15 protein-coding genes are annotated in these 20,204 nt (G+C 45.7%); 5 read left to right on the top strand and 10 right to left on the bottom strand.

What is annotated here, in order from left to right; translation table 11 throughout:
• Window positions 1–21: 21 nt before the first annotated feature.
• The 6 genes from HCJ96_RS14025 to HCJ96_RS14000 all read right to left on the bottom strand — a co-directional run bounded on the left by HCJ96_RS14025 (window position 22) and on the right by HCJ96_RS14000 (window position 6,283).
• The gene (locus HCJ96_RS14025) at window positions 22–1,143 is read right to left on the bottom strand and encodes a cupin domain-containing protein (RefSeq protein ID WP_246261421.1); all 1,122 of its coding nucleotides are present in this window, start codon (window positions 1,141–1,143) and stop codon (window positions 22–24) included.
• A gap of 64 nt (window positions 1,144–1,207) precedes the next feature.
• Window positions 1,208–2,413 carry an adenylate/guanylate cyclase domain-containing protein gene (locus HCJ96_RS14020; protein WP_169211696.1) on the bottom strand — a complete coding sequence of 402 codons (1,206 nt, stop codon included), beginning with the start codon at window positions 2,411–2,413 and terminating at the stop codon, window positions 1,208–1,210.
• Between the two features lie 56 nt (window positions 2,414–2,469).
• Window positions 2,470–3,840, bottom strand: coding sequence for an adenylosuccinate lyase (gene purB / locus HCJ96_RS14015; protein WP_169211695.1), 1,371 nt, complete (start codon window positions 3,838–3,840; stop codon window positions 2,470–2,472).
• A gap of 14 nt (window positions 3,841–3,854) precedes the next feature.
• Window positions 3,855–4,478: a high frequency lysogenization protein HflD gene (gene hflD, locus HCJ96_RS14010; RefSeq protein WP_211162832.1), complete on the bottom strand. Its 624-nt coding sequence runs from the start codon at window positions 4,476–4,478 to the stop codon at window positions 3,855–3,857.
• A gap of 2 nt (window positions 4,479–4,480) precedes the next feature.
• A complete protein-coding gene (gene mnmA, locus HCJ96_RS14005; protein WP_343034725.1) occupies window positions 4,481–5,602 on the bottom strand; it encodes a tRNA 2-thiouridine(34) synthase MnmA in 1,122 nt (373 codons plus the stop codon).
• Between the two features lie 120 nt (window positions 5,603–5,722).
• On the bottom strand, window positions 5,723–6,283 hold the full coding sequence (locus tag HCJ96_RS14000) for an rRNA large subunit pseudouridine synthase E (protein WP_169211693.1): 561 nt from the start codon (window positions 6,281–6,283) through the stop codon (window positions 5,723–5,725).
• 306 nt (window positions 6,284–6,589) lie between these two features.
• Between HCJ96_RS14000 and HCJ96_RS13995 the strand changes: the two genes are divergently transcribed.
• Complete coding sequence (locus tag HCJ96_RS13995) at window positions 6,590–8,812, top strand: NADP-dependent isocitrate dehydrogenase (RefSeq protein WP_169211692.1); 2,223 nt, start codon at window positions 6,590–6,592, stop codon at window positions 8,810–8,812.
• A 238-nt stretch (window positions 8,813–9,050) separates the two neighbouring features.
• Here the strand turns inward: HCJ96_RS13995 and cspD are convergent, their stop codons facing one another.
• Window positions 9,051–9,269: a cold shock domain-containing protein CspD gene (gene cspD / locus HCJ96_RS13990; protein ID WP_169211691.1), complete on the bottom strand. Its 219-nt coding sequence runs from the start codon at window positions 9,267–9,269 to the stop codon at window positions 9,051–9,053.
• 198 nt (window positions 9,270–9,467) lie between these two features.
• Here cspD and clpS point away from each other — a divergent pair, with 198 nt between their 5' ends.
• Together clpS and clpA are read left to right on the top strand one after the other, a co-directional pair.
• On the top strand, window positions 9,468–9,788 hold the full coding sequence (gene clpS, locus HCJ96_RS13985; protein WP_169211690.1) for an ATP-dependent Clp protease adapter ClpS: 321 nt from the start codon (window positions 9,468–9,470) through the stop codon (window positions 9,786–9,788).
• 23 nt (window positions 9,789–9,811) lie between these two features.
• Window positions 9,812–12,088 carry an ATP-dependent Clp protease ATP-binding subunit ClpA gene (gene clpA, locus HCJ96_RS13980; RefSeq protein WP_169211689.1) on the top strand — a complete coding sequence of 759 codons (2,277 nt, stop codon included), beginning with the start codon at window positions 9,812–9,814 and terminating at the stop codon, window positions 12,086–12,088.
• Window positions 12,089–12,173: 85 nt separating this feature from the next.
• On the opposite strand, the gene HCJ96_RS13975 is transcribed toward clpA, so the two are convergent.
• Both HCJ96_RS13975 and HCJ96_RS13970 read right to left on the bottom strand, forming a co-directional pair.
• A complete protein-coding gene (locus HCJ96_RS13975; RefSeq protein WP_246261419.1) occupies window positions 12,174–15,335 on the bottom strand; it encodes a TonB-dependent receptor in 3,162 nt (1,053 codons plus the stop codon).
• Window positions 15,336–15,928: 593 nt separating this feature from the next.
• A complete protein-coding gene (locus HCJ96_RS13970) occupies window positions 15,929–17,122 on the bottom strand; it encodes an aromatic amino acid transaminase (protein WP_169211687.1) in 1,194 nt (397 codons plus the stop codon).
• A gap of 292 nt (window positions 17,123–17,414) precedes the next feature.
• Between HCJ96_RS13970 and HCJ96_RS13965 the strand changes: the two genes are divergently transcribed.
• Window positions 17,415–18,029, top strand: coding sequence for a lysophospholipid acyltransferase family protein (locus HCJ96_RS13965; RefSeq protein WP_169211686.1), 615 nt, complete (start codon window positions 17,415–17,417; stop codon window positions 18,027–18,029).
• Between the two features lie 6 nt (window positions 18,030–18,035).
• Window positions 18,036–19,289: a cystathionine gamma-synthase family protein gene (locus HCJ96_RS13960; RefSeq protein ID WP_169211685.1), complete on the top strand. Its 1,254-nt coding sequence runs from the start codon at window positions 18,036–18,038 to the stop codon at window positions 19,287–19,289.
• 246 nt (window positions 19,290–19,535) lie between these two features.
• Here HCJ96_RS13960 and HCJ96_RS13955 read toward each other — a convergent pair whose 3' ends face one another.
• Window positions 19,536–20,078: a glutathione peroxidase gene (locus tag HCJ96_RS13955; RefSeq protein ID WP_169211684.1), complete on the bottom strand. Its 543-nt coding sequence runs from the start codon at window positions 20,076–20,078 to the stop codon at window positions 19,536–19,538.
• Window positions 20,079–20,204 lie beyond the last annotated feature (126 nt).

The following is a 20,204-nucleotide window of genomic DNA, read 5'->3' as shown; positions in this document are numbered from 1 at the left end:
CAGGTTTCACAAAGATCTGCATTAGTCATCACTTTCACCAACCCAATACCCCTTATTAATCATATCGACAAAAAATGACGTGAAACCTTTTGGGTCGAGACATGCGCCCAGGTCTTGTTCGCTTATTGATTCACTATCAATACAGTGTTTGATGACATCAACATCGTTAACCACATCGAAGTACTCTCCATCAACGAAAATACGTAAGTGATCATTGTTTTCGGTGTATAACGGTCGGCAACCCGGTAGGCGATTAAAATATTCTCCCGCAACCAGTCTGCTTTGCAATTGTTCTGCTGTTATCAACTGTTTGGGCGGCTGCACCAATAAGTTTTGTTCGCTGGCAAGTCGCAAAAGTGAACATTCCCATGCGGGGTGGTTCAGCGCGTCAATGAGCTGATTTTTTAACTTCACTATTGCGTCCCTGGTTACCAGACCAGGATGTGTCTGTGTGGCCAGGTCGGGATCGGTGTAGCGGTTATTAACAAAAGTAGTATCGGTAAAAAGAGCGTCAAAACTGCGGGTTAGAGTTTCTGTGTCCGGCGCTCTGAAGCCTACGGAGTAAGTGAGACATTCGCTGGTGGCAATACCCTCATGTGGCCAGCCAGGAGGAATATATAATACATCACCGGGTTGGAGTTCGACGTCAATGTCAGCGTCAAAAGGCTCAATCTGCGAAAGCTGTGGGTGCGGATACACCGCTTTGTGGTGGCCGGGTTTGCCCACGCACCAGCGTCGGGATCCCTTTCCCTGCACTAAAAACACATCGTACTGGTCGAGATGAGGACCCACACCTGCGCCCGGCACGGCATAACTAACCATCAAATCGTCCATGCGCCAGTAGGGGATAAAGTTAAAGGCGTCCATCAGTGCAGACGCATCAGGGTGCACCCTATCAACTCCCTGTACCAACAGTGTCCACTGATGCTGGCAAACATGGGAAAACTCTTCAAATGGCCCCTGAATGACGTGCCAGTCATCTCCATGCTGAATTATAGCGCGGCTATCCAGATCGCTGTCCTGAGCCAGGTAAGCTAATTCGTGTTCATCAATAAAATCATTAAAATTGGGAAAAAATTGCTTCAATACCACCGGTCTTTTTTGCCAGTAGTTGTTGAGAAAAGTAGCAGGATCAAAAGGCATGCACATCAGAACGCTAATTATTTAAGTGGGTGAAGTATGCGATTTACCTACGCATCTTGCAACATCACACGCAAGTTATCGTTTCGGGTACCAGGACATAATGGGCATCGTTGTCCCGCTGCACCAGCAAAGTCTGACGACTGTCAGATGTTTGCAGAATGCGGGCAATTACATTACATACCGCGATATAGCCGGGCGTTACGCACTGCTCTAATCGGGCAGCACGATTGACTGTCTTACCCCATACGTCGAAACATGGTCGCTGACTCCCAATAACTCCACCAGTGACCGACCCCATGGCAATACCAATGCGGATGGTACAGGGCAGGTGCAGTTGAGCAAAAACACTGTTAACCGCATCTACCAGATGTTTCGCGAATAAAACCGCATTTTCAATACAGTCGTGTTTGGTTAAGCTTGAGTCCGTTTTAAAGGGCAGGCCAGCTACCGCCATATATTCATCGCCATTCGTTTTAAGTTTTTCGATGTCAAAGCGTGAAGCAAGCTGGTCAAACTGTCGGTACAGAGAGTCCAGAATCGCCACAATCTCATCGTCATCGTAGTGCTGAGATAACTGGGTATAACCATGTAAATCAGCGAACAGAACACAGACGTTATCAAAGCGTTCCTGGTATCCTACGGGCCATTGAGTTTGCTTTAGATGTTGCGGTTGCGGCAGAAACGATTCAACCACGTCATTGGTTTTCGCCTGCAGCGCTTTGAGCTGCTGCCAGCGTTGATTGGCATAGTGTTGGATCAGAGCCAGTATGACGCAACTCACCAATACCAGGGTTACACTGTTTACCAAGCGAATTGTGGCTAACCAGTGGTCAAAAGGCAGTAGAAAATAGGTTTCCAGCGTAAGAAACATTATGAGCAACAAGGCAATGTTTACGCGTTTGCGTGTTTTCTCGTGGTGCAAATAGAAACTGTTACTTACCAGTACACCAAAGAGTAAAAAATGCTGAATGCAAAGATCTTGCTGCCAGATGATGGTTGCGCAAGTGATAAACGACAAATACGTCATGGTGAGTATCGTTCTGGCAATTCGCCATCGATTAGCATACGAAACCCCTAAAGCGATGGATAATAGCAGTGAATGTATTACTAAATTAGTGACGGCGGCGGAGGTGATGTACGCATGGTATATCATTGCCAGAGGATATTGTGCGAGCAGAAACACTAAAGCGATAGCAATAGTGCGCTTAACGATACTCGCCTGATAGGGATAAGCTCTGTCAACAGAGCGGCGTGAATAATTCTGGTGCACAGCCTTGTTTCTGGTAGATGATAAAAACCAGAAACAAGACTACCCACCTTGAAGGCTTAAGGTAACTGATCTACCAGCCTGATCGCATCGCCAATATAGGTTGCCGGACTTAAGGCCTTTAGCTCAGTTTTGGCGTTCTCAGGCAAGTCCAGGTCATCGATAAAGTGTGCAATAACTTCAGCATTTACCTTTTTACCACGGGTTAACTCTTTTAACTTTTCATAAGGCTTTTCAATGCCGTAACGGCGCATGACCGTTTGAATGGGTTCGGCTAGCAGCTCCCAGTTTGCATCCAGCTCAGCGCGCAGGCTGGCTTCGTTAACTTCCAGTTTGCCGATGCCTTTTAACGTCGCTTCATAGGCAATCACAGAGTATCCCGCACCCACCCCCAGGTTACGCAGAACGGTTGAGTCGGTCAGGTCACGCTGCCAGCGAGAAATAGGAAGCTTGGCGCTTAAATGGTTGAACACTGCATTCGCCAGGCCCAGGTTGCCTTCTGAGTTTTCAAAATCAATGGGATTGACTTTATGCGGCATAGTAGATGAGCCAATTTCGCCGGCTACGGTTTTTTGCTTGAAGTGACCTAATGCGATATAGCCCCAGACGTCACGGTCAAAATCGATCATAATAGTGTTAAAGCGTGCCACTGCATCAAAGAGTTCGGCGATATAATCATGCGGTTCAATCTGGGTCGTAAACGCGTTCCAGGTTAGCCCAAGGCGACTGACAAAGTTTTCTGAGAGCGCGTGCCAATCAATATCCGGATACGCGGATAAATGAGCGTTGTAATTGCCAACCGCACCATTTATTTTACCCATTAGCTCAACCTGAGCTATTTGTTTACGTTGTCTAATTAAACGTAGCGCAACATTCGCCATCTCTTTACCCATTGTTGTTGGGGAGGCTGGCTGGCCGTGGGTACGCGCCATCATGGGAATATCGCGAAGGGCTTTGGCCTGTTGACTGATGGCAGCAATCAATTTATCGCAATAGGGTAGTAGCACTGAGTCACGCGCTTCCGCGAGCATCAGTCCATGAGAAAGGTTATTAATGTCTTCGGAGGTGCAGGCAAAGTGAATGAATTCGTTTACCTTGTTTAACTCTGCATTGCTGGCCACTTGCTCTTTAAGGAAGTACTCCACTGCCTTTACATCGTGATTGGTGGTGCGTTCAATCTCTTTGATACGCTGGGCGTTTTCCACCGAAAAGTTTGCCACAATCTCATCAAGCAACTGGTTGGCGGTTTCCGAAAAAGCCGGTACTTCAGTTATCTGTGGGTGTTCTGCAAGCATCTGTAACCAGCGAACTTCTACCTGCACGCGATATTTGAGTAACCCGTATTCACTAAAAATACTTCTTAATGCTTCACTTTTACCCGCGTAGCGTCCATCTACGGGAGAAATTGCGGTTAACTGAGTCAGTTCCACCTGTAACACCTCGATTAATTGATTAACTTAAGTGCTTCATAAGCACTGCGTAAAATTTGCTTGCGTTTAAATAGTATCTGGCGGCGCTTACCACCCATCTGACGCCACATGACCGCGGCGCGGACGCCTGCCAACAGTAACGCGCGAACCCGTTGCTGATTTGTTACGCTGCTCAGATGATCAGGATTTCCCGCCACCTGAATCCGAGGCGCTAAAGGGCTCACAATGTCACTGTAAATACTCGCTAACGAGGACGTAATTTGCGTGTTTTCAAAATCAACGTGAGCAAGTTGGCGCTGTACGTGAGAAATCCGGTTCGCCAGTTCATCCAGCGCATCAGTTTTTGCCGCTAGTTTGCGCTCAAGGCCCAGAACACTGGCGATGTAGCGCGTGATTTCGGTATCTTTGGCGTTCGATTTGTCCGACAGTTGCGATACTAAAACCTGATAACCCAGTTTAAGGTTGTCCAAGCTACCAAAAACCTGTTGTGGCGTATCGGGATCCGTTACCAGAATACTGGAGAGACTGGCTTCAAATGCCTGTTGATCGACAGTGCCTTTGCGCGCTAATTGCTTAACCAGCGCAGCCGCCTGGCATACACCGGCCAAAGCAAGATGTTGTTCAATTTGTGGTGTCATGATTAACGAATATAACTCTCTATAATTCCACCACCCAGGCAGACTTCATCCTGATAAAAAACCGCTGACTGGCCAGGGGTTACTGCTTTTTGTGGTGAATCAAACATCACTTTAATTTCGTCTGTACCTACAGGGGTGATAGTGCAGGGGATATCAGCTTGACGATAACGAGTTTTAACCACGGCTTTAATTGGGGTGTTTAGTTCGCGTCGGTCCACCCAGTGTAGCTGTTTGGCGATTAATCCGTTCGAATAAAGACGGGGATGATCGGCACCCTGACCAACAACCAAAACGTTTCGTTGCACATCTTTGTCAACTACATACCAGGGATCGTCACCGTGTTCTTTCAAACCACCTATGTGCAATCCTTTACGCTGCCCTAACGTGTGATACATCAGGCCTTCATGCTCACCAATCACTTCACCTTCTGCCGTTTCTATCTGACCGGGTTGGGCAGGCAGATAACGTGAGAGGAAATCTTTAAATTTGCGTTCACCAATAAAACAAATGCCAGTGGAGTCTTTTTTATCATGAGTGATAAGCCCTTGCTCCTCGGCTATTTTCCTGACTAATGGTTTTTCCAGTTCGCCCACGGGAAACAAAGTTTTAGCGACGTGCTGTTCGCCTAGTGTATATAAGAAATAACTTTGATCTTTGTTTTCGTCCAGCCCGCGTAGTAACTGCCAGTTATCATTGTGATGGCGGCGACGGACATAGTGCCCGGTGGCAATGTAATCAGCGCCTAAATCCTCTGCGGCAAATTCAAGGAAAGCCTTAAATTTGATCTCTTTGTTGCACATAATGTCAGGGTTAGGCGTACGCCCGGCCTTATATTCAGCCAGGAAATATTCAAACACGTTGTCCCAGTATTCAGCAGCAAAGTTGATTGTGTGTAAGGGGATATCCAGCTTATCAGCCACTGCCTGCGCGTCTTTTAAATCTTCTGCCGCAGCGCAGTATTCGTCATTATCATCCTCTTCCCAGTTTTTCATAAACAGGCCTTCCACCTGATAACCTTGCTCTTTAAGCAGGTAAGCAGAAACGGATGAATCTACGCCGCCAGACATTCCTACGATAACTTTTTTCGCAGCTGGCTCGGCAATGGATGGTGAAGATGTTGACACGGCGTCTACCTTGTATCCTCTGAGGGTCATTAAAAGTCGCGGATTTTAGCAGAATTTTTTAGCAATTGACACGTGCTTGGCGCGCTTTATTGAACACGTGAACCTGACGTAACAACAGGGTTAACTTAGTGTTATGTATTCGCCATTCTCAATACCGTCGATGGTCCAGTTGCCAACCCGGTAGCGAACAAGCCGCAGAGTAGGGTAACCAACATGCGCTGTCATTCTGCGCACTTGTCGGTTGCGTCCTTCACTAATAGTGATGCTTAACCATGAAGTAGTAATATGTTTTCTGAAGCGCACCGGAGGGTTACGTTCCCAAAGTTCAGGGGGCGGTATGCGCTTGACGTTAGCTGGTGCGGTTAAGCCGTCTTTAAGTTCTACGCCGCTTCGCAACGCATTGATTGCCTGCTCGTCAGGTTCCCCTTCGACTTGTACCCAATAAGTTTTACTGGTTTTCGCTTTTGGGTGAGTCAGTTTATGTTGCAGCTTACCGTCATTGGTTAACACTAACAGTCCTTCAGAATCGCGATCGAGTCTGCCAGCCGCGTACACATTGGGGAGTGCAATGAAGTCTTTAAGGGTTTGGCGGTTATCCCCATCGGTAAATTGAGACAGCACATTAAATGGCTTATTGAATAAAACGATGAGCGGAGATGATGGGGTTGACTGTTTTTTCATCGAGCGTCAGATAATCCTTACAATTTACAGATAAAACGACAATTTTAGTCGTTTGAATTGTTTATAAGCCATTGGTATGACTTGTAACTGAGGTAATCGACCCTATACTAATGGGCGCGGTTTTTATTATGACCTGACCTTTAGCGGGTATTTTACGCAATATACTAACCAATTTGTTGGGGTTCTGCGTAAATCTAAATACCTGTTTCGCTGAATGATAGCAAGAAACAGCCACGTTAGGTCATATCAGCAAAAAATCAAAACGGAACGAAACGGTAAATAGTACCGATAACATTGAGGTATATAATGACTAAAGCCAAGTCGACAATCATCTATACCAAAACAGATGAAGCGCCAATGCTGGCCACGTATTCCCTGTTGCCTATCATTCAGAAGTTTGCGGGCGAAGCAGGAATTGACATTGAACTAAGTGATATTTCTCTTGCAGGACGAATTCTTGCAAGCTTTCCTGAATATCTTTCAGATGAACAGCGCATTGTTGACGCGTTAAAAGAACTGGGTGAGATGACGCAGGATGAAAATGCCAATATCATCAAACTTCCCAATATCAGCGCATCAATTCCTCAGTTAAGAGCCGCGATCAAAGAATTAAACGCGAAAGGGTTTAATGTTCCTCCTTTCCCTGAAGCGCCAAAAACGGATGAAGAAAAAGACATTCGAGAGCGTTACGGAAAAATTCTGGGTAGCGCAGTAAATCCTGTGCTGCGTGAAGGTAACTCAGATCGCCGTGCGCCAACCGCAGTAAAAAATTATGCACGCAAGCATCCCCATTCAATGGGGGCGTGGAGCCAGGCTTCTCGTTCGCACGTTGCCCACATGCGTGGCGGCGATTTCTTCTCCAGCGAAAAATCGACCACAATTGATAAAGCGGGTCATGTCAGCATTGAGTTTACTGACAAAAATGGCAATAAGAAAACGCTGAAGCCAAAAGTTGAGCTGCAAAAAGACGAAGTCATCGATGGCATGTTCATGAGCAAAAACGCGTTGTGCAAGTTTTTTGAAGAGCAAATTGAAGATGCTAAGAACACCAATGTGTTGTTCTCATTGCACGTTAAAGCCACCATGATGAAAGTGTCCCACCCCATCGTATTTGGGCATTGTGTGAAAGTATTCTACAAAGAATTATTCGATAAATACGGTGACCTGTTTAACGAGCTTGGTGTTAACCCTAACAACGGTCTGGGCAGTGTTTACGATAAAATTTCCAGTCTGCCAGAGTCACAGCGCTCGGAGATCCAAAAAGACATCAATAAGTGCTATGCCGATCGTCCCCCCATTGCGATGGTGAATTCTGACAAAGGCATTTCAAATCTTCATGTGCCAAGTGATGTTATCGTAGACGCGTCGATGCCGGCGATGATCCGTAACTCGGGTCAGATGTGGGGACCGGATGGAAAAGCCCATGACACCAAAGCGGTCATTCCTGAAAGCACCTACGCGACCATTTATCAGGAAGTCATTAACTTCTGTAAAACCCACGGAGCGTTTGATCCCACTACCATGGGTACGGTGCCTAACGTGGGCTTGATGGCGCAAAAAGCAGAAGAATATGGTTCACATGACAAAACATTTGAAATGGAAGCCGATGGTACTGTGCAAATCGTCGATCAGGACGGCAAGGTTCTAATCGAGCATAACGTCGAACAAGGCGATATCTGGCGTATGTGTCAGGTCAAAGACGCACCAATCCAGGATTGGGTTAAGCTTGCGGTAACCCGCGCGCGTCAATCCGGCATGCCGGCGGTATTCTGGCTGGATGATGAACGTGCCCACGATGCACAATTGATTAAGAAAGTAGAAAAGTACCTGCAGGATCATGATTTGAACGGTTTAGATATTCAAATCATGTCACCAGTTCGTGCTATCCGTTACAGCATGGAACGAGCCATTCGTGGGTTGGATACCATTTCGGTTACGGGTAACGTATTGCGTGATTATCTGACTGACTTGTTCCCGATTTTGGAGTTAGGTACCAGTGCTAAAATGCTTTCCATTGTGCCGCTGATGGCGGGTGGTGGTTTGTATGAAACCGGCGCAGGTGGTTCGGCTCCCAAGCATGTGCAGCAGTTCGTTGAAGAGGGGCATTTGCGTTGGGATTCGTTAGGCGAATTTTTAGCTATAGCGGTTTCGTTAGAAGATCTGGCAATAAAACAGAGCAATGGTAAAGCCAAGTTGATCTCTCAGGCGTTGGACAAGGCCACAGAGCAACTGCTCAATAATGGCAAATCACCGTTGCGTAAAGCAGGCGAATTGGACAACCGTGGTAGCCACGTGTATCTGGCGCTCTACTGGGCACAGGAACTTGCCAACCAGACTGAAGATACTGACCTGGCGGCAACGTTCAAGACAGTGCATAACCAACTGGCTGAAAAAATTGAGACTATCATTACTGAAATCGACAGCACGCAGGGTAAGCCTCAGGACATCGGTGGTTACTACTACCCCGATGAAGATAAGGTTTATGCTGCAATGTCACCCAGCAAAACGCTACATGAAATTTTGCAATAACGTTAACTAGCAATTAAAAAACCCGGCTAATTGCCGGGTTTTTTTATACTTAATGGAATATTCGTCATTAATTCTGGCACAACACTATCATCCAGAAGGGTGAATCACTCGTACTTCTGCTTGCATCTATTTTGCCAACCGCATATTGAGGTCGGTCTACAGCCATAAAAAAGGTCTTTTATATTCAAAAGGAATCAATAAAAGACCTTTTTTTTTAAAAATTAATTCAGGTTAGAACTCAACGCTCAGGTTCGTCTTTTAAACCGATATTTTCAGCGTGCAGCCCTTTAGGACCTTGCTGAACTTCAAAGGTCACTTCCTGACCAGCTTTGAGAGAACGATAACCTTCCATTTGAATGGTTGAGTAATGCGCGAAGATATCTTCTCCACCGTCTTCAGGAACGATAAATCCGAAACCTTTTGCATTGTTAAACCACTTTACTTTACCAACCGCCATACTTCGACTTCCTCTTAATCCTTGAACTCATACAAATATGTCCCCACAATAAAGCTAGAGACATCGTGATAAAGCTGTCACGATCTTCATCACAAACCAAACTGTAGATATTTTAACCACCGGATGTCAAGGTTAAATCAAAGAATTAATATTAAAAAAATTCTAAGTAATCCGCTGGGTACAAACTATGATTAGATTATGAGTAAAGACAACTCGATAAGTATTGAGAAAGAAAAACTACGAGAGACGGTGCGCAAAAAGGTTGAGCCGCCGCCAATGTACAAGGTGTTATTGAATAATGACGATTACACCCCGATGGATTTTGTAGTTGAAGTGCTCATGCACTTTTTTAATATGGATGCTGAAAAGGCCAATCAGCTGATGCTGACAATTCATTATCAGGGCAAGGCGATTTGCGGCGTATTTACCGCTGAAGTTGCCGAAACCAAGGTTATGCAGGTCAATCAGTATGCGCGTAAGCATCAACACCCGCTTATGTGCTCCATGGAGCAGGCGTAGTTAACCGATAGAGGGCGCGTATTATGTTGAATAAAGAATTAGAACAAACCTTAAATGAAGCGTTTGTTTTTGCCAGAGAACATCGCCATGAATTCATGACAGTAGAGCACTTGCTGCTAGCACTATTGGATAACAGCGCTGCCAGGGAGGCGCTAAAAGCTTGCGGAGCGAATATTGACTCTATCAAGAGTGAGTTGATTGAATTTGTAAAAGATACCACACCGTTGATTTTGGAAGATCAAAGCAACGAACGCGAAACGCAGCCTACGCTGGGTTTTCAGCGCGTGCTGCAGCGTGCGGTGTTTCATGTGCAATCTTCTGGAAAAGATGAGGTGACTGGTGCAAACGTACTGGTGGCTATTTTTAGTGAACAGGAGTCACAGGCGGTTTATATACTCAAAAAGTCTGACGTGACCCGACTTGATGTGGTGAACTTCATCAGCCACGGCGTCAGCAAAGCCGATGAAGAAGGTGGGGCGGCTCCTGATGCAGCGGAAGACACCGCAGATGCAGAAGAAGGTGGCTCTGCCTTATCAAAATACGCAACTGACTTAAACCGGCTTGCCAGAGAGGGTAAGATTGACCCCTTGATCGGTCGCGATGCTGAGTTGGAACGCACTATCCAGATCCTTTGCCGTCGACGTAAAAACAATCCGCTACTGGTGGGTGAAGCCGGGGTGGGTAAAACTGCGATCGCAGAAGGTCTGGCCTATCGTATCGAGCATGAAACCGTGCCAGCGGTTATTGAAAACAGCACCATTTATTCACTTGATTTAGGTGGTTTGCTGGCCGGAACCAAATACCGCGGCGACTTTGAAAAACGCTTAAAATCAATTTTGCGTGAGCTCAGTAAAGACGAAAACGCAATTTTGTTTATTGATGAAATCCACACCATAATTGGTGCCGGCGCAGCCTCAGGTGGCGTGATGGACGCATCAAATTTGCTCAAACCCAAGTTAAGCAGTGGGGAACTGCGTTGCGTAGGTTCCACTACATTTCAGGAATATCAGGGGATTTTTGAAAAAGATCGTGCACTGGCTCGCCGCTTTCAGAAAATCGATGTATCTGAACCCAGCGTGAGTGATACCACCAAAATTCTGCAAGGGCTGAAGTCGCGCTATGAAGAACATCACAGCGTGCGTTTTACCCAAAAAGCCTTACAGGCTGCTGCCGAGCTCTCGGCCAAATATATCAATGAGCGTCATTTACCTGACAAGGCGATTGACGTCATTGACGAAGCGGGTGCGAGTCAACGGTTGCTACCACAGTCGAAACGGAAGAAAACCATTAACGTAGGTGATATAGAACAAATTATCGCGAAAATGGCACGTATACCCGAGAAATCGGTATCCGCCTCTGACAAAGAGGTGCTACAAAACTTAGGGCGCAACCTGAAGATGGTGGTATTTGGCCAGGATAAAGCGATTGAAACCTTAACTGATGCCATTCACTTGTCTCGTTCCGGTCTGGGGACAGAAACGAAACCTATTGGTAGTTTCCTGTTTGCTGGCCCCACCGGGGTTGGTAAAACAGAGGTTACCCAGCAATTGGCTAAAATCATGGGCGTAGAACTGGTTCGCTTTGATATGTCTGAGTACATGGAACGTCACGCGGTAAGCCGATTGATTGGCGCACCTCCTGGCTATGTAGGTTTCGACCAGGGCGGTTTGCTTACGGATGCAGTCATTAAGCATCCGTATTCAGTGGTTTTGCTGGATGAAATTGAAAAGGCACACAGTGATATATACAACATACTGCTTCAAGTAATGGACCACGGTACCCTGACCGATAACAATGGCCGTAAAGTAGACTTTCGCAATGTGGTGATGGTAATGACTACGAATGCGGGCGTACAGGAAACGGTACGCAAGTCAATTGGGTTCCGCCAGCAGGACCATAGCCATGACGCCTTATCTGAAATTAACAAGGTATTTTCGCCTGAGTTTAGAAACCGTCTTGATGGCATCATCTGGTTTAACCATCTGGATGCACAAGTCATTCTGCAGGTAGTAGATAAGTTTATCATTGAGTTACAGGCCCAATTGGATGTGAAAGGGGTGTCGCTTGAGGTGTCCGAAGGCGCCCGTGCATACCTGGCTGAAAAAGGGTATGACAAAGCGATGGGTGCACGTCCTATGTCTCGCTTGATTAAGGAAGAAATCAAGAAAGAACTGGCCAACGAACTTTTATTTGGTGAACTGAATAAAGGTGGCAATGTGACGGTCGAGTATGACGGTGAGAAACTAAATTTCACCTATAACATGCAAAGTACGGAAAAACAGGAAACGGAAGAAAGTTAAAAACAACACGTAATGCAGATATAAAAAGACCCTCACTCGAGGGTCTTTTTTTACTTAATTAGCTTCGCTAAATGCCAGGTGTTAATTAGAACTTGTAGCGTACACCTAACTGAATTTTCCAAACCGATGCCACTGACGCTACAGATGGCTGAGGTTCTGAGAAGTTATCATACACATACTGTCCGTTATCGTTAATAGATACGTCAACAACAGGTGCATTAAACGGCTGTACATAGCCTTCAGCACGGCCCCAGTCATCGTTTAACAGGTTGCCCAGGTTTTCGATATCGAAGATAACTTCGATTGCCTGCTCGTCTGTGATCATGATTTCCTGCATGAAACGCACATCAATACGGTTTATCCAGGAGCTTTCACAGGCGTGGCGGCGAGAAATGGTGCCGGCATTATCCGCTAAGCAATCATTATCACCGATATAGCTGAAGAACGCAGCTTGATCAAAACCAGGTGCAAAGCTCACAATAGGATCGTTAGGCCCTGTCGGAATGTACAGAGATTGTGAGTTATAGGCAGTCCAGTCAGCAAAAGGTGCCGCCACAAACCCGCCGAACTCAGCCGTGGTCGAACGCATGGTGTGGCTGTAATGTCTGCCAGAACGGCCGGTGTACAATACGTTAACGGTAGTCATATTGTCGCCGAACAATGCTTCACTCCAACTGAAGTTGGCTGATAAAGCATGGCGTACTTCATATTCAGAGTTGTACAGCGTTTCAGACTGGAAGTCGAAGTTGGCAGGCATAGAGTAGCCTTCAAACGCGACGAATGCATTGCCAGGATTGACTTCGTCGATATCCTGATAGGTATAACCCAGATCCAAACCAAACATACCGTAATCGGTATACCAGTTTTTATTAGCACCAAAGCTCCATACCTGACCGCCGCCTTTACCAGTGTTTTCTAAGGAAAGGTCAAACGGAGCAACTTCACTAAATACCGGACGTCCGTCTGGAGCAGTATCAACCTGCTCAAGGTTTAGTTCGCGATAAATGGCTGCATTGTTAACTTCACTTAAGATGAAGTCTGCGCTTAATGTCCACTCTTCGCCCAGGAAAGGGATGTCCTGTTTGCGTTCTACGCCCAGGTTCAGCTTCCATACGCTCGGAATGTCAAAGTCAGGGGAGATAGAATTGGTATCACCCGCGCCACGAACGCCGGCAAAGCCACCCATGTCCAGCATGTCCAGCACTTCCTGTGGTGTATTGCGGCCGTCGAAACAACTGCCGAAGCAGCCAGCAAATGCCTTTCTTACACCATCGTTACCGTAAGAGTTTGACAGCCATACATTGGGACCGCCACCACCGAACAAGCCAACGCCACCACGGAAAATAGTTTCATCGTCAAAGTTGTAGGTGAAGCCAACACGAGGCTCAAACAAGTCCAGACCGTCAAAATTTTCCTGATTGGTGTAACCATGGCGAGTAACGAAATTTTCATTTAGTACAGGCTTGTCATCATTCGTGTAGGTGGTATAACGGAAACCGTAGGTTAGTGTCAGGTCGAAATTGATATTCCACTCATCTTGTAAGTAAAACGTATCAATAGAATATTCAAATTCATCTACCGCACTGCGAGGATTGCCGTCCAGTGAGTTTTGGAACACATGGAATGCCAGGTTGTTTTCAAACGCTTCGACGCTTTCAAACATTGACATCCCTTTTGAACCGAAAACGAACAAGTTGTAAATTTCGAGCTCTTCGTGTTCCCAGCCGAAAGTCAATTTGTGTTCGTCATTCAGGTAGTAATCACCTTTTAACTTAAGCGCAAAGCGATTGTTATCCAACTCGTTAGCATGACGGAACTGGTCTGGACCGATGTAAAGCTGGCCACCATTGTCCGTAGTGATCAGCATCTGACCGAAATTAGCCCCTAATAAAGGGTCCTGTGCAGTCACAACTTTTTTGTTGGATACTTTAATTTCTGATGAAAAATCTTCATTCCAGTCAGAGAAAACCTGCAAACTGACTGCTTCTAACGTTTCAGCCTGGTTGTAGCGGTTTGACTGCGCACTGGCGATGTTTGAGTTAGGGAAAGTTTCAACCCAGTAATCACGAACAGTATTGCCTTCGTTATCCTGGTAGGTCAGTGACGCACGATGATCATCGTTTATATACCAGTCTAATTTTACCAGCAGTTTTTCATCTTCTTCCTCTTTGGGAACATTGTAACCGCCGATGTCGTAGTTCCACACACTTTGTGCAATCTGCGCAATACGGTCAAAGTCAGCTTGTGTTACTCCAATACGCTCGTTGGGTTCAATGCTACCGTTCTGGTTGTCCAGCGGGAAAGAGTAGGGCGAGGTCGCTTCAAATTTTTCATACGAGGCAAAGAAGAACAGTTTATCTTCCAGGATAGGTCCGCCAATGGAGAAACCGTAGGTGTCTTCTTTAAATTCACCAATGTTAAGATCCTGACCTTCACTTTCATCGCCAATCAGGCTGTCGTCAGAACGAAAATAAAAGGCAGAGCCATGGAATTCGTTAGTGCCCGACTTAGTCACGATGTTAACGTTACCACCCTGGAAGTCACCGTAAGTCACGTCGAACGGCGCAATATTCACTGATAACTGTTCAATAGCATCTAATGAAATAGGCGTGCGACGACCCGGGTAGCCATTTTTGTTTAAACCAAAATCGTCGTTTTGCTTTACGCCATCTACGGTCAAGCTGTTACCACGCACATTACCGCCAGCAATCGACATAGCCGGACCGCCATCAGCCGTGGGGTCGACAATAATTTTAGAATCACGCTTTAGCAGCGACTTGATATCACGGCTAATCGAAGGTGTTTTATTGATGTCACCTTCAGTAAATTCTGAACTGGGTCCTTTCTTAAACGCGCCAGACATAGCAACCTGACCCGTGACTGAAATTTTTTCGTACTCAGGTTGACTTTCTGCAGCGGTTAGCGAGACGCTGGCCGTGCGACCTAATTGCAAAAACAGATCGTCAATGGTCTGTGCTTCATACTGAGAACCGTCTTGTAAGCGGACAACATAGGGGCCGCCGACGGTCAAACCTGAAGTTTGGAATATTCCGCTCTCCGTAGTGGTTAATACCTTTCTGGTTCCTGTAGGGGTATGAATTACTTCGACCACTGCGCCAGAAATTGGGTTGCCGGAAGTATCAACAACCTGACCACGAATTTCTGAAGACGTTTCTTGTGCCGAAGCCTGACCAGCGGTCACAAGTGCACTTGTGACCAGTAGGGCTACTCGGGTAAATTTAAGCATGTGTTTTCTCCGCAATATGCGTTGTTGACTCAAATATTTTTATTATTTTTTAATTTATCTGACGCGGTACCGTTATAATTTTAAAACGACAACCGATATTTAATGTTTCGCTGATGTTGGAAATCAGCTATCACTGCGGGCGCGAATGATACCAGTGCCGCATTAAATTTTCTTCAAATTATTATAAAAAGTTGAACAAAACCTTCCACATATCTCACGCCATCCTCTGATAGATAAAGCCGTTGCAGAAAGTTTATTCAATTTAACTAATAGAGTATTGCGCAGCTTTAAATATTGTCAACGGATTAAAATACCCTCAAATTGATTGAATTTTAATCGCTGGTTCAGGTTTTGTTATAAATGAGTAAATTACAAATTGAACAGCACAATCACGAAATGAATCTTTGCAGAACATAAATCTGGTTTCTCGTTTGTTGCCGACGAACCAATAGACGTCTCGTAATAGCGGGGAAGGGGAACTAAATAAAAAATGAGCCTGTGGGCGTTTGGCCTGGGAAATGAAGGATGTGCTCGCGCATGGTCACAGTAAATGGTGGGGAGCATATTTCAGCTCCCCATCACTGCCTTACTTTTTACTTAACGACTGCAACGAGTGCTTTAGCCAGGGCTTCGACGTTGCTTTGATTGATTCCGGCAATGTTCACGCGGCTTGACTCAACAAAGTAAACGCTGTGATTAGCACGAATTTCTCTGACTTGTTCCGGGGTAATGCACAGGAAAGAGAACATTCCTTTCTGCTTGTTCACAAAGCTGAAATCTCTGTCGGCACCGTTGGCAGCCAGTTGATCAACCAGCATGGCGCGCAGTGATTTCATACGTTCGCGCATTTCGTCAACTTCAGTAACCCACTCATGTTTAAGTTGTTCGTCATTTAATATCATGTCGACTAAGGCGCCGCCGTAGCTGGGTGGCATGGAATAAATGCCTCTGGCGACTGACTGGATCTGACCCTGAACGATCCGGCTGCTAGCCGTGTCTCTGGTAACGATGGCTGCTAAACCAACCCGTTCACGATAAAGTCCAAAGTTTTTGCTACATGAAGCTGCAATCAGCACTTCTGGCAAGTTATCAGTTAACAATCGTATACCGTAAGCATCTTCGTCGAGCCCATCGCCGAATCCCAGATATGCAACATCCAGAAAGGGTAAAAACTCGCGCTCTTTGGCGACTTGTAATACTTCATCCCATTGTGCGTTAGTCAAATCAGCACCGGTAGGGTTATGGCAGCAGCCGTGCAGTAACACCACGTCACCTTTTTTGCACTGTCGCAATGTGCTGATCATTGCGTCAAAATTAATACTGGCGGTGTCTTTATCAAAGTACGGATAAGTTTCAATAGCCAGACCAGCAGAGCCAATCAGCGGAATATGATTAGCCCAGGTTGGATCACTGACCCACACTCTGGCTTCTTTGTTAGCACGGGCTATTAACTCGGCCAGAATTCTCAATGCCCCACAACCACCCGGTGCCTGCACTGCTGCAACCCGGTTGCTCAACAAAGCCTTGCTCTTGTTCGAAAGCAGTAATGTAAGCATGCCATCGATATAACCTTGATGACCTTGTGGCGAGATGTAGGTTTTAGATTTTTCTGATGCTAATAGCTTCTGTTGCGCCTTTGCCACTGCTTTTAGAATAGGGGTGTTGCCTTGCTCATCTTTATATACGCCCACACCTAAATCTATCTTCTGTGGATGGCTGTCTTCGTTGTATGCAACAGAAAGTCCTAGTATGGGATCGGGTGCAAGGGGAGTTAACACTTCAAACACAATGGTTCCTTAGGCTGAGAAAATGATCGTTGATGAAACGCATTATGCCATCGCTCGGCAAAAGATCGAGTATTGTCACGAATAAATTCTTTTTATCCCTGCTTCAAATTAGCAGCGAAAAGCGGGTACTACTTTGATACACCATAGCTGGCGTGGTTTCCCAAAGGCTTGTTGTCAGGGGGGATAGTACTCTATTTGGAGGTGGCTTCAATGACATTTGCCTTTGTAAAGCTAGATCAGTGAGCTGGTTTTGCTAATATACAAAGTATCAACGTGTTACAAATTTAACAGTATGTCAAATTCAGTCCTGATCACGCCAAAAATCAAACCTGACACCTTTCAGTCGGGGGGCAATTTGCCAATGTCGACGTTGTGCCAGTGGCTTCTCAGGATATCAGGGTGGCGAGCGGAAGGTGAAATGATTAAATCACCCAAGGTCGTATTGACCGTGGCCCCCCACACATCCAATTGGGACTTCGTACTCGGCGTCTTGTTTATTATGGCAATGCGGTTAAAGGTGTCGTTTTTCGGTAAGCACACCCTATTCAGGCCACCTCTGGTGTGGTTTATGAAGCGTATAGGTGGCATACCTATCGATAGAAGCCGGTCCCATGGTGTAGTCGCCCAGGCCGCAGCAGACATACGTCAAAAGCAAAGAATTGTGCTAGTACTGGCACCCGAAGGGACACGCAAGGCTGTCTTCCCATGGCGTAAAGGTTTCTTGCATATCGCTCAAACCGCGAATGTGCCTGTACAGTGCGTGGGACTGGATTATAAACGCAAAAAATTAATATTTGGGCCAGTGATATGCGTTGATGAAAATATCGAACAACAAATGCAAACAATTTATAGATTTTATGCTACGGTGAATGCCAGATATCCAGCCCAGTGCAAAGTGACGGAGTAAGAATAGGTGACCAGGCAAGGCTTGACGACACAGCTAGTCCATCTTGATAGAAAAAACAGCAGCATTGAGCATGGTGCAGTGCATTCACCGACCACTAATTCGGTCCTGTTTGAATATAAAAATGCCCAGGACATCATTGATGTATTTCAGGGCAAAAAACCGGGCCATGTGTACTCCCGCTCATCTTCACCTTCGGTCAGTGCGTTGCAGGAGATGCTGTGTCGTTTAGAAAAAGGCGCCGGCGCACTTTGTTTTGCCACCGGTATGGGAGCGATTTCCAGTACCTTACTGGCGCTGCTTAAACAGGGTGATCACATTATAGTCAGCCGGTATTTATTCGGCAATACACGTAGCTTTATGGGTACCCTTGAGTCGTTTGGTATTCACATCAGTTACGTTGATGTAACCAGATTAACCGAAGTGATTGATGCGTATCAGCCAAACACGCGCGCAGTATTTTGTGAAACCATTGCCAACCCCGTCACTCAGGTCGCCGACGTTCAATCGATAGGTCGTTACTGCAAAGAGCGAGATATACTCTTTATATTAGATAACACCATGACGCCCTCGATTATTTTTGATGCGAAGGCTATGAATGTCTCGTTGGTTCTCAGCTCTCTTACCAAATATCTGTCAGGGCATGGTAATGTATTGGGCGGCGCCGTAATCGATACTGGCAACTATGACTGGCAGCACTATCCCAACATCCAGCAACAGTACAAAGTTGGCGATCCCATCCAATGGGGGCTGACGCAGATAAAAAAGAAAGGATTAAGAGATTTGGGCGCAACCCTGGCACCGCAAAGTGCCCATGCCATTTCTATCGGTCTTGAGACGTTGGCGTTACGTATCCAGAAATCCTGCGACAATGCACTTAAATTGGCTACATTTTTAGATAATCACGAAAAAATCAAGAATGTTTTTTACCCAGGCCTATCTCATCATCCACAACACTTTCTGGCCCGAGAGCATTTTCCGCAGGGCTACGGTGCTATTCTGAGCATAACCCTTGGCGAAGGAATCGATCTGGTCGAATTTTTAAACGCTCTGGATTTAGTCATTTGTGCAACCCATCTTGGTGACAACCGTACACTGGCGCTGCCGGTGGCAGCAACCATTTATGCTGAAAACTCGGCAGACGAAAGAAAGTTAATGGGAATTGATGACAACATGGTCAGGCTTTCGGTGGGAATTGAAGATATAGATGATCTGGTCAATGATTTTTCACAGGCATTAAATAAATTTAACCTGCCTGAGTAACCTAATGTTTGTTGTTCTAATTATTTGAAAAGTAAAGGTTTGTAGAGTTTAAAGAAACGTTGCTGTGTTTCTGGTTTAGTGTATAAAACGGAACTAACTTTAAGCGGTGTTGACTAAATTTATGCAGTTAGCAAAAAGCGTTATTTTGCGGTCATGTTGAAATCATGTTGAATACGCCTTTTCGCTAAAGTGTGTTCCAAGTTGAGTGTGCTTGATTGCCCCGCAGGAGTTGCGGGGCTTTTTTATTTACATCTCTATTGCGCGTTCAATGTCGTTGACTAGTTCTGGATCGGTGGGTTTAACTCTACTACCGTAGTGTTTAAGAACATTTCCCTGTTTATCCACCAAATATTTGTTGAAGTTCCATGATGGCTCTTCACCTGTTTCTTTTTCTAGCATTTTGTACAAGGGATCCGCATCCTCACCTTTAACTGCGGTGGGTTCAAACATAGGGAATTTCACGCCATAAGTCAGTTTACACAGCTCGGCTGTTTTCTTCTCATCTTTATCTTCCTGATTGAAATCGTGAGAAGGAAATCCCAGCACAGTAAAATTTTTATCGGCATATTTCTCGTACATCGCCTCCAGCCCTTTAAATTGCTTAGTAAACCCACAATAACTGGCGGTGTTTACAATCAACAGTGTTTTGCCCTGATACTCGTTACACAGATTGACCGTTTCCTGAGAATTTAATTTACGCTTCATGAATTTAAGCACCGAAGGACAGGTGTCTGCTAGTGCACCCGGTGACAATAACGCCAAGACAATCGCTAATGTTCTTTTTTTCATAAAGGTATTCTCGTATTGGATGATTAATCTGATTCTGCGCGGTTTTTGTTCGCGCTGCAAGACCAAAGCCACAGGATTGTAGATCAAACTTGACCATCTACTTTGAAGGCTGCGTATAATGGGGCG

Origin of the sequence: Alteromonas ponticola (assembly GCF_012911815.1) — a bacterium.
GTDB lineage: Bacteria > Pseudomonadota > Gammaproteobacteria > Enterobacterales > Alteromonadaceae > Alteromonas > Alteromonas ponticola.
Note: the sequence above shows the minus strand (reverse complement) of the source record. Positions and strands in the feature narration are given on the sequence as shown.

Coding starts and splice junctions, on each gene's coding strand:
- HCJ96_RS14025 (WP_246261421.1), bottom strand. CDS start 1,143: ATGCCTTTTGATCCTGCTACTTTTCTCAACAACTACTGGCAAAAAAGA.
- hflD (WP_211162832.1), bottom strand. CDS start 4,478: ATGACACCACAAATTGAACAACATCTTGCTTTGGCCGGTGTATGCCAG.
- HCJ96_RS14000 (WP_169211693.1), bottom strand. CDS start 6,283: ATGAAAAAACAGTCAACCCCATCATCTCCGCTCATCGTTTTATTCAAT.
- HCJ96_RS13995 (WP_169211692.1), top strand. CDS start 6,590: ATGACTAAAGCCAAGTCGACAATCATCTATACCAAAACAGATGAAGCG.
- cspD (WP_169211691.1), bottom strand. CDS start 9,269: ATGGCGGTTGGTAAAGTAAAGTGGTTTAACAATGCAAAAGGTTTCGGA.
- clpS (WP_169211690.1), top strand. CDS start 9,468: ATGAGTAAAGACAACTCGATAAGTATTGAGAAAGAAAAACTACGAGAG.
- clpA (WP_169211689.1), top strand. CDS start 9,812: ATGTTGAATAAAGAATTAGAACAAACCTTAAATGAAGCGTTTGTTTTT.
- HCJ96_RS13975 (WP_246261419.1), bottom strand. CDS start 15,335: ATGCTTAAATTTACCCGAGTAGCCCTACTGGTCACAAGTGCACTTGTG.
- HCJ96_RS13965 (WP_169211686.1), top strand. CDS start 17,415: ATGTCAAATTCAGTCCTGATCACGCCAAAAATCAAACCTGACACCTTT.
- HCJ96_RS13955 (WP_169211684.1), bottom strand. CDS start 20,078: ATGAAAAAAAGAACATTAGCGATTGTCTTGGCGTTATTGTCACCGGGT.